This is a genomic window from Novosphingobium sp. GW821-FHT09E05, from assembly GCF_059416165.1.
In genome coordinates this window covers 519317-532594 of the sequence record NZ_JBWKOQ010000001.1, presented here as the reverse complement: position 1 = coordinate 532594, position 13278 = coordinate 519317, and the positions used below count along the sequence as shown (strand labels likewise).

The 13278-nt window shown below is 69.6% G+C and carries 9 protein-coding genes; 4 read left to right on the top strand and 5 right to left on the bottom strand.

The window, feature by feature from the left end; genetic code table 11:
* The first annotated feature begins 252 nt into the window (after positions 1-252).
* Together AC07M9_RS02525 and AC07M9_RS02520 are read left to right on the top strand one after the other, a co-directional pair.
* Positions 253-1512, top strand: coding sequence for an N-succinylarginine dihydrolase (locus tag AC07M9_RS02525; RefSeq protein WP_494881050.1), 1260 nt, complete (start codon positions 253-255; stop codon positions 1510-1512).
* A gap of 93 nt (positions 1513-1605) precedes the next feature.
* The gene (locus AC07M9_RS02520) at positions 1606-2298 is read left to right on the top strand and encodes an HAD family hydrolase (RefSeq protein WP_494881048.1); all 693 of its coding nucleotides are present in this window, start codon (positions 1606-1608) and stop codon (positions 2296-2298) included.
* A gap of 58 nt (positions 2299-2356) precedes the next feature.
* Here AC07M9_RS02520 and hppD read toward each other — a convergent pair whose 3' ends face one another.
* Together hppD and phhA are read right to left on the bottom strand one after the other, a co-directional pair.
* Positions 2357-3457 carry a 4-hydroxyphenylpyruvate dioxygenase gene (gene hppD, locus AC07M9_RS02515; protein WP_494881046.1) on the bottom strand — a complete coding sequence of 367 codons (1101 nt, stop codon included), beginning with the start codon at positions 3455-3457 and terminating at the stop codon, positions 2357-2359.
* Positions 3454-4311: a phenylalanine 4-monooxygenase gene (gene phhA / locus AC07M9_RS02510; RefSeq protein ID WP_494881044.1), complete on the bottom strand. Its 858-nt coding sequence runs from the start codon at positions 4309-4311 to the stop codon at positions 3454-3456. The genes hppD and phhA overlap by 4 nt, the downstream gene beginning before the upstream one ends.
* A 112-nt stretch (positions 4312-4423) precedes the next feature.
* Here phhA and AC07M9_RS02505 point away from each other — a divergent pair, with 112 nt between their 5' ends.
* Positions 4424-4879, top strand: coding sequence for an Lrp/AsnC family transcriptional regulator (locus AC07M9_RS02505; RefSeq protein ID WP_494881043.1), 456 nt, complete (start codon positions 4424-4426; stop codon positions 4877-4879).
* A 272-nt stretch (positions 4880-5151) separates the two neighbouring features.
* Here the strand turns inward: AC07M9_RS02505 and AC07M9_RS02500 are convergent, their stop codons facing one another.
* Complete coding sequence (locus tag AC07M9_RS02500) at positions 5152-9918, bottom strand: NAD-glutamate dehydrogenase domain-containing protein (protein ID WP_494881041.1); 4767 nt, start codon at positions 9916-9918, stop codon at positions 5152-5154.
* Positions 9919-10296: 378 nt separating this feature from the next.
* On the opposite strand from AC07M9_RS02500, the gene AC07M9_RS02495 reads away from it, so the two are divergent.
* On the top strand, positions 10297-11286 hold the full coding sequence (locus AC07M9_RS02495; protein WP_494881039.1) for an NAD(P)H-dependent flavin oxidoreductase: 990 nt from the start codon (positions 10297-10299) through the stop codon (positions 11284-11286).
* A gap of 2 nt (positions 11287-11288) precedes the next feature.
* On the opposite strand, the gene AC07M9_RS02490 is transcribed toward AC07M9_RS02495, so the two are convergent.
* Both AC07M9_RS02490 and AC07M9_RS02485 read right to left on the bottom strand, forming a co-directional pair.
* The gene (locus AC07M9_RS02490; protein ID WP_494881037.1) at positions 11289-12305 is read right to left on the bottom strand and encodes an amidohydrolase family protein; all 1017 of its coding nucleotides are present in this window, start codon (positions 12303-12305) and stop codon (positions 11289-11291) included.
* Positions 12306-12353: 48 nt separating this feature from the next.
* A complete protein-coding gene (locus AC07M9_RS02485) occupies positions 12354-13274 on the bottom strand; it encodes an ROK family protein (protein ID WP_494883874.1) in 921 nt (306 codons plus the stop codon).
* Positions 13275-13278: the final 4 nt, after the last annotated feature.

Sequence of the window (13278 nt, the reverse complement as noted above, 5' to 3'; positions counted from 1 at the left end):
CGCCGCAGTCTCTCTCTTCAGGACGGGAGGACGGGTCCATCAATCTACCCCGTCGCCCCCGCGAAGGCGGGGGCCCCGCTTCCTTGCGCCATCAAAGAACAAGCGGGGTCCCCGCCTACGCGGGGACGACGGGATTCATGGAGTCTACGTCATCTTTGCGTCTCCGCGCGCCAATCCCCCTGCTCTTCTCCGCGTCTCCGCGCCTCCGCGTGACCCCATGACAGCGCGCAATCACCAAGCTAGGCTCACCCCATGCTCCAAGAGATCAACTTCGACGGCATCGTCGGCCCCAGCCACAACTACGCCGGGCTGAGCCTGGGCAATCTCGCCTCGGCCAGGAACTTCGGCAAGGTCTCCGCCCCCCGTGCGGCGGCGCTTCAGGGGCTCGCCAAGATGCGCGCCAACCTTGAGCGCGGACTGCAGCAGGGGTTCTTCCTGCCCCAGCGCCGCCCCGACGAAGGCTGGCTGCGGCAGCTCGGCACCACGATCGAGGCCGCCAGCCCAACGCTGCGCGCCAATGCGCTGTCGGCCTCGTCGATGTGGGCCGCCAATGCCGCGACCGTGTCGCCCGCGCCCGACGCCGCCGACGGGCGCTGCCACCTGACCGTCGCCAACCTCGTGACGATGCCCCACCGCAGCCACGAATGGCGCGAGACGCTGGCGCAGTTGCAGATCGCCTTCGCGTCGGAGCACTTCGCCGTCCACGCCCCGGTCCCCGCTCCCTTCGGCGACGAGGGCGCGGCCAACCACATGCGGCTGTGCGCAGGCCACGGCGCGCCGGGCGTCGAAGTCTTCGTCTACGGCGTCACGGGCGGCCCCTTCCCCGCGCGCCAGCACCGCGAGGCGAGCGAGGCGGTCGCACGCATCCACGGCCTCTCGCCCGAGCGCACCGTGTTCGCGCGCCAGTCCGACGAGGCGATCGCGGCTGGGGCGTTCCACAACGACGTCGTCGCCGTGGCGAACGAGCGGGTACTGTTCACGCACGAACTCGCCTTCGCCGACCGCGAGGGCTTCTACGCCGAACTGCGCGCCAAGCTGCCAGAGGTCGAGATCGTCGAAGTCCCCGCAGCCTCCGTCAGCCTCGCCGACGCCATCGCCTCGTACCTGTTCAACGCCCAGCTGGTCACGCTGCCCTCGGGCGCAATGGCGCTGGTCCTGCCGCAGGAAGCGCGCGAGACGCCCTCCGTCTGGCGCTGGCTGGAGGCGCACGTCGCCGGCAACGGTCCGATCCGCCACCTTTTCGTCCACGACCTGCGCGAGTCCATGGCCAACGGCGGCGGCCCTGCCTGCCTGCGCCTGCGCGTGGTGGCCGACCCTGCGACCATCGACCCGCGCTTCATGGCGACGCCGGAGAAGCTCGGCCGCATCGAGGCGCTGGTCGCTCGGCTGTGGCCCGAACGAATCGCCGTCGACGACCTGTCCGACCCCTCCCTCTGGCGCGCCTGCCTCGATGCGCGGGCCTCGCTCTGCGTAGAACTGGGGCTGGCGGAACTGGACCGCGCTGAGTTCTGACGTCGTCCCGGCCGACCGGGGACGACGCCAGAACGCAACCGGGCTTTCGCGTTTTGCAATGGTCCCTCCACAACTTCCCTGCATATAGAGACAATGGCCACCGTCTCCCCTCCCGTCCGCACCCCCGTCCTCCCCGAACCGATCCGCGCCGTCATCTTCGACATGGATGGCACCCTGCTCGACACCGAAGCCGCGCAGCACCGCGCCTTCGAGGCGACCGGCGAGGCGCTGGGCTGGCCGCTGGGGCACGACATCCTCGATGGCATGGTGGGCATCTCGCGAGATCTCAACCAGCTCATGCTCGCCGAAAAGCTCGGCCCGGACTTCCCGCTGGCGCAGTTCTACGAAGATTCCGACGTGCTGTTCGAGGCGGCGGTCGATGCCGGGCTGCCCCTACGCCCGGGTGCCCGGCTCATCCTCGACCACTTCCGCGACACCGGCGTGGCGCTGGCGCTCTGCACCTCGACCATGGGCGGCAAGGCGCAGGCGCGGCTCGCGCAGGCGGGGCTGCTGGACTACTTCGACGTGGTGGTGACGCGCAGCGACGTGACCCATGCCAAGCCGCACCCCGAACCCTACCTGCTCGCCGCGCAGCGCCTCGGCGTCGACCCGGCGGACTGCGTGGCGGTGGAGGACAGCTATGCGGGCGTGCGCTCCTCGGTGGCGGCGGGCATCGCGACCATCATGGTTCCCGACCTGCTCCCCGCGATGGAAGAGCAGGAAAGCGTGGTGGTGAAGGTGCTGCCGAGCCTCACGCACCTGCGCGATATGCTGGTGGCGGCCTGAGGGTCCTCGCCTAAAAATAAAAAAAACTCCGTGCCGCGCGAGAGTGCGTTCAGCTCCCTCACTCCGCCGGTTCGGATACTTTCAACACGCCGCGGCGGACCTGGTCGCGTTCCATGCTCTCGAACAGCGCCTTGAAGTTGCCGTTACCGAAGCCGTCGTCGCCCTTGCGCTGGATGAATTCGAAGAACACCGGCCCGACCCTGGCCTCGGCGAAGATCTGGAGTAGCAGGCGGGGCTGGCCCTCGCCCGTCGTGCCATCCAGCAGGATACCGCGCGCCTGAAGCTCGTCGGCAGGTTCGCCGTGGCCGGGCAGGCGCTCGGCGAGCATCTCGTAATAGGTCTCGGGCGGCGCGGTCATGAACGGCACGCCGAGCGCTTTCAGGCGGTCCCACGCGGCGACAAGGTCATCGCAGATGAGAGCGATGTGCTGGATGCCCTCACCGTTGAAGGCGCGCAGGAACTCGTCGATCTGGCCCTTGCCGCCGTCGGCTTCCTCGTTGAGCGGGATGCGGATCTTGCCGTCCGGCGCGGTGAGCGCCTTGGAGGTGAGGCCGGTGTATTCGCCCTTGATGTCGAAGTAGCGGATTTCGCGGAAGTTGAAGAGCTTCTCGTAGTAGTCCGCCCAGTAGGCCATGCGGCCGCCATAGACGTTGTGGGTCAGGTGGTCGATCAGCGCGAAGCCGGCGCCGACGGGGTGGCGATCGACGCCCGGCAGGTATTCGAAGTCGATGTCGTAGATCGACAGCGCACCGTCACCATCTCGCTCGTAGCGGTCGATCAGGTAGATGATCGAGTTGCCGATGCCGCGGATGCCGGGAAGATGCAGTTCCATCGGGCCGGTCGCGACCTGCACCGGCTCGGCCGAGCGGGCGAGCAGTTCGGCATAGGCGGCGCGCGCATCATGCACGCGGAAGCCCATGCCGCAGGCCGAGGGGCCATGCTCGCGACTGAAGAACCAGGCCGGGCTGTGCGGTTCGTAGTTGGTGATGAAGTTGATCGAGCCCTGACGCCACAGTTCCACGTCCTTGGAGCGGTGGCGGGCGATCAGGCTGAAGCCCATCGCGGTGAAGACCGGCTCGAGCACGCCCTTTTCCGGCGCGGAGAATTCCACGAACTCGAAACCGTCGAGGCCGATGGGATTGTCGAAAAGGTCGGTCATGCACTTGCTCCGGTCACGGGGGTCTCGCCCGGCAGCGTCTCGCCGGCGGGCAGCGGCGCATCGTGGCGCCAGGTTTCGTAGACGGGCCCGAAGTCGAGCCCGACGAGCGCCTCGATCAGCTGCGGCAGGCTTTCGAGGACGAAATAGGTCTTCTGGAAACTGTCGATCATGTAGCCCGTGCGCATCACCCGCACCGGGTCGAACGGCAGGCGCAGGACATCGCGGTCCTTGATGGAATAGCGCGTCTCGCCTGAGGAAGAGATGATGCCGGCGCCGAACACCTTCAGACCGCCATCCTCGCGCACGAGTCCGAACTCGATCGTGTACCAGTAGATGCGCGCCAGCATGTCCAGCGCGTCCATTGCCATCGCGCGCTCCCCGGCCTTGCCGTAGAGTTCGAGGAAATCGGCGATCGCGGGGTCGAGCAGCATCGGCACATGGCCGAAGAAATCGTGGAAGATGTCGGGCTCGACGAGATAATCCAGCTCGTGCTCCTCGCGCAGCCAGCGGGTGACCGGGAAGCGGCGGTGAGCGAGATGGTCGAAGAACACCGCATCGGGGATGAAGCCGGGAACGCAGACCAGCTGCCAGCCCGTCGCCGCGCCCAGGATGACGTTGGCATCCTCGAAGCGGGGGATGGCGTCCGCACAGTCGAGCCGCGCCAGACCTTCGCGGAACGAGGCGCAGGCGTGGGTGCGCACGAGCTCAGATTGGCGCGCGAACAGGCGGCGCCAGCGTTCGTGCATTTCGGGGGTATAGGCATCCCAGTCCTGCCCCACGGTGTAGTCGTCGGCAGCGCCTTCGTACTCTCCCCGAAGGCCGCTGGAGGAGGTCTGCGTGGCGGGCTTCTTCATTCATGGACAATACCACAGGGGCCGCGTCAGTTCCGTGCGATTGTCGCCGCCCTCAAATCTGCTATTGGAGGAATCCGCCAAGCATAAACCCTATTTGAGGTGATCCGTGCAGATGGATGAATTCGACCGCGGGATCATCGCTGCGCTCCAGGACGACGCGCGCATGCCCGTCGCGCAAGTCGCCGAGCGCGTGTCGCTCTCCGCCACCCCGGTCAGCCGCCGGATCAAGCGGTTGGAGGACGAAGGGATCATCCGCGGCTACGCGCCGGTGCTCGACCCGCGCAAGCTGGGCTTCGAACTGGAGGCCTACGTGCTGATCAACCTCGTCGCCCACGTCGACGAGAACATCGCCCGCTTCGAACAGGCCATCGCCGACAACCCGCACGTCATCGCCTGCCACGCGGTGACCGGCGACATGGACTACCTCGTGCGGGTGATGGCGCGCAACGTCGAGCACCTGTCGCAGATCACGCTGCGCACGCTGCTGCGCATTCCGGGGGTGCGCGACGTGAAATCGATCATCGTGCTGGAGACGGTGAAGGAACAGCGCGCAGTGCCGCTGAACTAATCCGTCGTCCCCGCGAACGCGGGGACCGCTGGCCACGCCGCGCCGCCTGCCGGCAATTTCTCCGTCGCCCCCGCGAAGGCGGGGGCCCCGCTTCTTGTGCGCGACGCCAGAAGAACAAGCCGGATCCCCGCCTGCGCGGGGACGACGGGGTTTTGGTCCGGTCTGCACGGAGCGGACTCCGTGCGATCTCTCGGCAAGGCCGTGCCTGAAGATTGGCCAGCGGTCCCCGGTCGAGCCGGGGACGACGTAATGGCATTACCAACCCGGCGGCACTACCGCCCCAGCAGGTTCCGCGCCTGGCTGGCGATCTGCGCCAGCATCGCCGGGGTCACCGCCACCGCGTGCTCGGCGCGGTGGACGATGGCGCGGAAGGCGTTGATCGCAGCGACGTGGTCGCGGCCCCAGGCCTCGGTCGCGGCGAGGGGATCGTTCTTGCCGGCCTTGGTGCGCGCGAGGCCGCGCAGGAAGTCGAGGCGCATCTGCTGGAAATCGCGCGCCAGGCCCGCGACGAGCAGGCGCTCCCACGGGTCGGACGGGCTCATCATCGCCGCGCTCGCCTGCGCCCAGTCGAGGCCGAGGCCGGCGCCGACGCGGGTGAAGGCATTGACCAGCCGGCGCGGGGCGATGCCGGTCTCGGCCGCCAGCGCGGCGATGCCCACCGCGCCGTCGAGATCGAACAGGTTACCCACCTCGGCCGCGACGTCATCGGGCGCACCGAGTTCGGTGAGACCGGCGCGCAGCTTGCGCGAGTGCGCCAGGGTCCGCTCGCCCAGCAGCTCGACCGTATCGGTCGAGAGCGCGCCGATGCCCTTCTCCAGCTTGGCGGCGAGTTCGGACGGGGCGATGCGGCCCGCGCCCGCGCGCAGCAGGTCGGCCATGTGGCCGCGCACCGCGTTGGCGACCATGTCGAACAGCGCCACGCGCGCGGGCTCGGCCATGGGCGCGACCTCGAGCCGCTCCCACAGCGCGTCGAGCCCGAACAGCCGGTCGGCCAGCGCGAAGGCGGCGGCGATCTGCGCGAGGTGCGCGCCTTCCTCCTCGGCCAGTTCGAATGGCGTGACGATGCCGAGGCGGTTGACGATGCGGTTGGCGAGCTTGGTGGCGATGATCTCGCGCGCCAGCCGGTGGCCCTTGATGAAGCGCGCGAACTTCTTGCGCATCGCCTCCGGGAAGGCGGCGACGAGCAGGTCGGTGAGGCTGGGATCGGAGGGCAGGTCGCTGTCCTCGATTGCCGCCTGCAGCACCAGCTTGCCGCTGGAGAGCAGCACCGCCAGCTCGGGCCGGGTCAGCCCCCGCCCGTCCTGCGCGCGGCGCGCCAGCACGTCGTTGTCGGCCAGCCCCTCGGTGCGGCGGTCGAGATGGCCGCCTTCCTCCAGCGTCTCGATCAGGCGGATCTGCGAGGGCATGACTTGCGCCCCGCCCCGCTCGGCGATCGATAGCGCGAGCGCCTGGAGGCGGTTATCCTCCAGCACCAGCGCGGCGACGTCGTCGGTCATCGAGCGCAGCAGCTCGACGCGCTTGGGCTCGGTCAGTTTCCCTGCGCGCTTCGCGGCGGCGAGGGCGATCTTGATGTTGACCTCGTTGTCCGAGCAGTCGACGCCCGCCGAATTGTCGATGAAGTCGGCGTTGATGCGCCCGCCCCGACCCTCGTTACCTTTTTCGGCGAACTCGATGCGCCCGGCCTGCGTGACGCCGAGGTTCGCGCCCTCGCCAATGACGCGCGCGCGCACCTCGTTGCCACTGACGCGCAGGGCGTCGTTGGTGGGGTCGCCCACCTGCACGTTGTTCTCGGCCGATGCCTTTACGTACGTGCCGATGCCGCCGAACCACAGCAGGTCGACCGGCGCGCTCAGGATCGCGGTGATGAGCGAATCCGGGTCGATCTCCTTCGCGTCGATGCCGAGCACCGCGCGGATCTCGTCGCTCAGCGGGATCGACTTGAGCTTGCGCGGGAACACGCCGCCGCCCTTGGAGATCAGCGCCTTGTCGTAGTCGTCCCAGCTGGAGACCGGCAGGTCGAACAGCCGCTGGCGTTCCTCCCAGCTCTTCGCCTGGTCCGGGTCGGGATCGAGGAAGATGTGGCGGTGGTCGAACGCGGCGACCAGTTTCAGCGACTTCGACAGCAGCATGCCGTTGCCGAACACGTCGCCCGACATATCGCCGCAGCCGACCACGCGGACCGGATCGGCCTGCACGTCGACGCCGAGTTCGAGGAAGTGGCGCTGCACCGAAAGCCACGCGCCCTTGGCGGTGATGCCCATCGCCTTGTGGTCGTAGCCGTTGGAGCCGCCGCTGGCGAAGGCGTCGTCGAGCCAGAATGCGCGCGCTTCGGCGATGCCGTTGGCGACGTCGGAGAACTTCGCGGTGCCCTTGTCGGCGGCGACCACGAAGTATGGATCCTCACCGTCCAGCACCACCACGCCGTCGGGATGGACGACCTTGTCGGCGACGATGTTGTCGGTGATCGACAGCAGCGTATCGACGAAGACCTCGTAGCTGGCCTGTCCCTCGGCCGCCCATGCGGCGCGGTCGCGCGCGGGGTCGGGCAATTGTTTGGGGTAGAAGCCGCCCTTGGCGCCGGTCGGCACGATCACCGCGTTCTTGACGCGCTGCGCCTTCATCAGGCCGAGCACCTCGACGCGGAAGTCGTCGCGGCGGTCGGACCAGCGCAGGCCGCCGCGCGCGATGGGACCGGCGCGCAAGTGGATGCCCTCGACGCGCGGCGAATAGACGAAGATCTCACGCCACGGCACCGGCTTGGGGAGGCCGGGGACGAGCGCGGAATCGAACTTGAAGGCCAATGCCACGGCGCCCGCCGGGGCGAAGGCATTGGTACGTAGCATGGCGAGCACGATGTCGCGGAAGCCGCGCAGCAGGCGGTCGTCGTTGAGCGCGCTCACACCCGCGAGGCCGGTGCGGATCGCTTCCTCGGCATCCTTGCGCGCCGCGGCGCGGTCGCCCTCGAACGCGGGATCGTGCAGGGAGCGGAACAGGTCGACGATCGCAAGTGTCACCGCCGGCGCACCCTGCAGCGCGTCGACTACGGTGGGAATGCCTAGGTGCGTGCCCGCCTGCCGCAGGTAGCGATACCAGGCGCGCAGCCAGTTGGCCTGCGTGCTGGTGAGGCCCAGCCCCGGGACGAGACGGTTGAAGGCGTCGTTCTCGGCCGCGCCGTTGAGGACGCAGCGCATCGCGTCCTCGATCATCGGCGCCAGTTCGAGCACCTCGTGGGCGGGACGCCCCGCGCCCAGCTCGAGCGTGAAGTCGTGGATCGTGCCCAGCTTCCCCTTCTCCAGCGGAGTGGGGATTTCGGCGAGGACGCGGAAGCCGAAGTTCTCCAGCCCCGGGACGGCATCGGACAGGGGCAGCCCGCCCTCCGACTGGTAGACCTTGAGCCGCAGCTGGCCCGCCGCGTCGCCTTCGCGCGAGTAGAGGCGTACGTCGCGGTGGTTGGCGCCGGCCTCGGCGGCCTCGCCCACGGCGATGCGGCGCATGTGGGTGATGTCGAGCGCGGCTTCGGCGGCGCCGTAGTCGCTGCGATAGCCCATCGGGAACGCCTCGGCGTAGCGCCCGGCGACGGCGGCGGCGCGGCCCGGCTCCAGCGTGGCCGCCAGCGCCACCTCGACCGCCTCGGTCCAGCCGCGCAGCATGACCTGCAGCTCGTGGTCGAGATCGGCCTCGGACGGCTCGTGGTTCCCCTCGCGCACGTCGAGCGTGTAGCGCAGCATGGCGAGGTTGCCCGCTTCCACCTGCAGGCTCCAGTCGAGCGTCGGGGCGTCGGCCGCGTCCTCGATCATCGCCTGGATGCGGCGCTGGACCTGCGTGGAGAGCATGTCGCGCGGCAGCCACACGAAGGCGAAGATATGGCGCATCAGCGGCGAACGCGCGATCAGCACGCGCGGGCGCGGGCGATCGACGAGGCCGGTCATGGTCATAGCCAGCCGCTCGACGTCGGCCTCGCCGAGCCCCATCACCAGGTCGTGCGGCAGGCTGGTGAGCGCGTGGGCAAGCGCCTTGCCGGTGTGGCCGGTGGGGTCGAGTTCCAGCCGCTGCGAGAACGCGGCAAGCTGCCCGCGCAGGCGCGGTACGCGGTCGGGCGTGGCGGCGAGCGCAGCACTGGTCCACATCCCTGCGTGGACGGAGAGCGCCGTCACCTTCCCGCCCTCGATCACCGGGACGAGGAACAGGTCGAGCGGGACGCGGCGGTGGACCTTGGCGATGCGGTTGGCCTTGATCGCCATCGGCGCGTGGACCGGGCCGCTCGCCAGTTGGGCGTCGAACGCCGCGAAGGCGCGCAGGTAGCTGGCGTCAGAGAGCACGTCCTCCTCGTCAAGCCGGCAGACGCCGAGGCAGTCGGTCCGGCTGCCGTCGCGGCCGCGGGTGACGTGGCCGAGCTGGGTCAGCATGCCGCCCGCGAACCAGCGCAGCAGTTCGGCGCCTTCCGCGTCGCCCACGTGTTCGGCATCGGCGCGCATCGCCTCGACCATCTTCGGCCAGTCGGCGACGGCGGCGCGCACTTCGGCCAGCGTGGTTTCGAGCGAGCGCAGCAGGTCGCGGCGCTGGCGGGCATCGACGCGCGCGGTCTCGATGTAGATCATCGATTCGCGGCCCGTGGCTTCGGCGAACTCTTCGGGCAAGCCGACGAGCTTGCCCTTGGCGTCGCGCTGGACGGGGACGACGGGGTGGACCAGCCGGTCTATGACCAGCCCCGCATCGGCCACCGCCGCCGCGACCGAATCGACCAGGAACGGCATGTCGTCGTTGACCAGCGCGATGCGCAGCAGGCGCCGTTCCTCGCTGGCGGAGGCGAGTTCGATCACCGGCTCGCCCGGAGCGCGGACCTGTGCGGCGGCGAGCACGAAGCGCGCGGCTTCGTCTACCCAGCCGCCGGTCCCGTCCCCCGTATCGGCATTTTCACCGGGAAGAAGCGCACCGCAGAGATGTTCGACGATCGCCCCCTGCAACGCGGTGGCGGCCTGCGCCCCCCGCTTCCTGGAGGTCCGGGCCTTGCCGGGGACGGACAGTTCGCCTGCGCTCATACATTCTCCGCGATCGTCGATTTATGTTTTGCCCTTGTCCCGCTTCTGCGTCGGGACTGCAGCGTTGTGACCATATAGGCCTGCGCCAGTGATATGCACCCATCCGTCCGAGGAATTTATCCGGTATCGGATGGGATCATGACAGCCATGCTGCGCCCGCTCTGGTGCGACCCGAAGAGCGGCGGCATGGGTAAAATCGATTCGCGGCGCTTGTAACACAACGCCGATAACGCGCAATATTAGTTCAAGGTTGCGCAAGTTGTTTCGGTCGGCCCGCCTCCGCGATGTTGTCGCCGCGGCGATTGCCTTGGCCTGATGCCGATGCCTATCCCCACGAGACGGCGGCCGCAGGTGCGCTGCGAAGGGAAGGGACCGGCCATGGCACTCGCCGCATCGATCCGCGACAGGCTCACGCTGCCCGTATTCTGCGCGCCGATGTTCCTGTGCTCGACGCCCGCGCTGGCGGCTGCGAGCTGCAAGGCGGGCATCGTCGGCTCGCTCACCGCCAACCACTGCCGCGACCTCGAGGGATTCGTCGCTCAGCTGCGCGAGGTGCGCGAAACGCTGGCGGCATGGGCGGACGAGGGGCACGGCGCCCTTCCCGGCCCGCTCGCCGTCAACCTCGCGCCGACGATGGACGCCGCGCTCTTTCGCGAGCATCTCGCCGCCGCCACGGCGTACGGAGCGAGCATCGTCGTCACCTCGGTGGGCAACCCGGTGGCGGTCGGGCCGATGATCCGCGACCATGGCCTGCTGCACTTCCACGACGTCACCAATTTGCGCTTCGCCGAGAAGGCGGCGCAGGCCGGCGTCGACGGCATGATCGCCATCGGCGCGGGCGGCGGCGGCCACTCGGGCACGATCAGCCACCTCGCCTTCATTCCGCAGATCCGCGCGCTGTTCGGCGGCACCGTGGTCATGGCAGGCGCGGTGACCACCGGCGCGGCGATCCGCGCGGCCGAACTGCTGGGCGCCGACCTCGCCTACATGGGCACCCGCTTCATCGCCACGCGCGAGGCCGGGGCGCCCGACGCCTACAAGGCGATGCTGGTCGCCGGCGGGGTGGAGGACGTGATCTACACGCGCGGCGTCAACGGCCTGCCGGCGATGTGGCTCAAGGCCTCGCTGCGGGAGGCCGGGCTCGATCCCGATGCGCTGTTCATTCCAGAGGGACGCTCGACCGACCACCTGCCGCCGGATCGCACGCCCTGGCGCGACATCTGGAGCGGCGGGCAAGGTATTGGCCTCATCCACGAGGTGCCGTCGGTCGCGGATCTGGTCCGTACGCTGCGCGCCGAGTACCTGGCGGCCTGCGCCCTGCCCGACATGGCCGACGCCGCGCGGGCGGCACAGGACAGCGGACGGTAGGGTCACCCGTCCCCCAATGGGACTTGAATCCGATAGACCTGCGCCGCCGTGCCCCGGAAAAGGCGATCCTTCTCCTCCTCGGAGTACCCGGCGGCGAGGTGCTTGAAGGCGTTCCAGGTCGCGCCGTAGCTGGCGGCGCAGCGGTCGGGCGGGAAGTTGCTTTCGAACATCGCGCGGGCCGGAGTGAAGGCCGCGATCGCCGTGTCCACCCGCGCCTGCCACTCGTTCGCGAGGGTCTTGCCCGTGCCCGGCCCGTCGTTCGCGGCGAGCGTGCCGGCGACGTTCATGCCCATGCCGCCGACCTTCAGCCGCACGTTCGGCCTCAGCGCCAGGTCGCGGATCGCGCCCGACCACTGCGCAAAGGCCTCCGCCGGCCGCGCGGCCCACGAACCGCTGCATTCGGGCGTACCGAGATGGTCGAGCACGATCGCCAGGTCCGGCACCGCATCCGCCAGCGCGGCAAGCTCGCCGAGCTGGGTATGGAGGCACCAGACGTCGAGGCTGAGGTCCAGCGCCGCCAGCGCGCGGGCGCCCTCGACGAAGGCGGCGCGCGTCATCACGCCGCGGCGCGCGGGATCGCAAGGGTAGCCGAACAGCCCCTCCCCGCTCCACGCGGTTTCCATGCGGATGCCGCGAAAGCGCGGGCCTGCGGCCGCGATGTGGGCTTCCAGCACATCGCGCAGCCGAGCGCCCAGCGTCAGGTCCACGCTACCGACGATCCGGTGGCCGAGGCGCGCGGGGCCGTAGCCGCCGCTGGCGCTCATCGCGGCGATGCCGTTGACGAACTCGGTCTCGCCCAGGCTGCGCAGTTCCGGCGGGCCTTCCGCGCGGTACATCTGCCCGCACTCGACATGGACGCTGTGCGTTATCGTGTGGCCGCTCTCCCGGATCGCCGCCACGGCCTCGTCGAACAGGAAGCGCTGCGGCTCGGGATTGGGGCCGGAGCGGATGTGCCAGAAATGCAGGTGCGGGTCGATGATCGGGCGCCCCGGGTCGATCGCCGCTTCGGCCGTGGTCATCGCTCGCTCTCCCCCGCGTCTGGTGCGCGTGGGGCGAGCCTAGTGGCCTCAGACGCCGGCGGCAATCCTGACGGCGGCGGTGCGATCCTCGAGCGCGCGGGCGGCAAGCACGAGAGCGCCCATCGGCCCTGCATCGTCCCCCAGCAGCGGCGGCACGATCATGTCCGCCAGCTTTTCGGGCGTGCAATCGCGCAGGTAACCGCCCAGCAGCGCGGGCACCCTCGCCACCGCCATCGGCAGGAGCTGCGGCTGGCCTGCGGAAACCCCGCCGCCCACGACAATCCGCTGCGGCGAGACGGTCAGCATCAGCATGGCGAACAGTTCGGCAAGATCCTGTGCGGCCCGCTCCCACACCGGGTCGTCGGGCCGCGCACGCGAGGGATGCGTGCCCAGCCGCGCCGCGAGCGCGGGGCCGGCTATCAAACCCTCGATGCAATCGGCGTGGAACGGGCAGGCGCCGTCGAAGTCGTCGCCGGCTGCGCGGCGCAGGCGGACGTGGCCGATCTCGGGGTGGAGAAGCCCGTGCGCCGGCTCGCCGCCGATGAGCACGCCGCCGCCAAGCCCGGTGCCGATGGTGAGGTAGACGAGGCTCTCGCACCCCTGCCCGGCGCCGAAGCGATGCTCAGCCAGCGCGGCGCCGTTGACGTCGGTGTCGATGGCGACCGGGCAGCCCAGCGCCGCCGCGACCGGGCCGGACACCGCCGCCCCGCTCCAGCCGGGCTTGGGGGTATCCAGCATGAAGCCGTGGTCCGATGCCTCGCGAGAAACGCGCACTGGCCCGAAGCTGGCGATGCCGACCGCATCGACCGGCTTGTCGTCACGCCAGCCCTGGACCGCGTCGATCGCACGGTCGAGCGTTTCGGTCGGCGTGGTGGTGGGAAATTCGAGCCGCTCGTCGATCCGGCCCGGCGCGCCCAGCACGACCACCGTCTTGGTCCCGCCCAGTTCGATGCCCGCCAGCTTGTGCATGTCG

Excerpts from the sequence above, each read along its gene's own strand:
- AC07M9_RS02495 (WP_494881039.1), top strand. The coding sequence starts at position 10,297 with ATGGCACTCGCCGCATCGATCCGCGACAGGCTCACGCTGCCCGTATTC.
- AC07M9_RS02525 (WP_494881050.1), top strand. The coding sequence starts at position 253 with ATGCTCCAAGAGATCAACTTCGACGGCATCGTCGGCCCCAGCCACAAC.
- hppD (WP_494881046.1), bottom strand. The coding sequence starts at position 3,457 with ATGACCGACCTTTTCGACAATCCCATCGGCCTCGACGGTTTCGAGTTC.
- AC07M9_RS02500 (WP_494881041.1), bottom strand. The coding sequence starts at position 9,918 with ATGAGCGCAGGCGAACTGTCCGTCCCCGGCAAGGCCCGGACCTCCAGG.
- phhA (WP_494881044.1), bottom strand. The coding sequence starts at position 4,311 with ATGAAGAAGCCCGCCACGCAGACCTCCTCCAGCGGCCTTCGGGGAGAG.
- AC07M9_RS02520 (WP_494881048.1), top strand. The coding sequence starts at position 1,606 with ATGGCCACCGTCTCCCCTCCCGTCCGCACCCCCGTCCTCCCCGAACCG.
- AC07M9_RS02485 (WP_494883874.1), bottom strand. The coding sequence starts at position 13,274 with ATGCACAAGCTGGCGGGCATCGAACTGGGCGGGACCAAGACGGTGGTC.
- AC07M9_RS02505 (WP_494881043.1), top strand. The coding sequence starts at position 4,424 with ATGGATGAATTCGACCGCGGGATCATCGCTGCGCTCCAGGACGACGCG.
- AC07M9_RS02490 (WP_494881037.1), bottom strand. The coding sequence starts at position 12,305 with ATGACCACGGCCGAAGCGGCGATCGACCCGGGGCGCCCGATCATCGAC.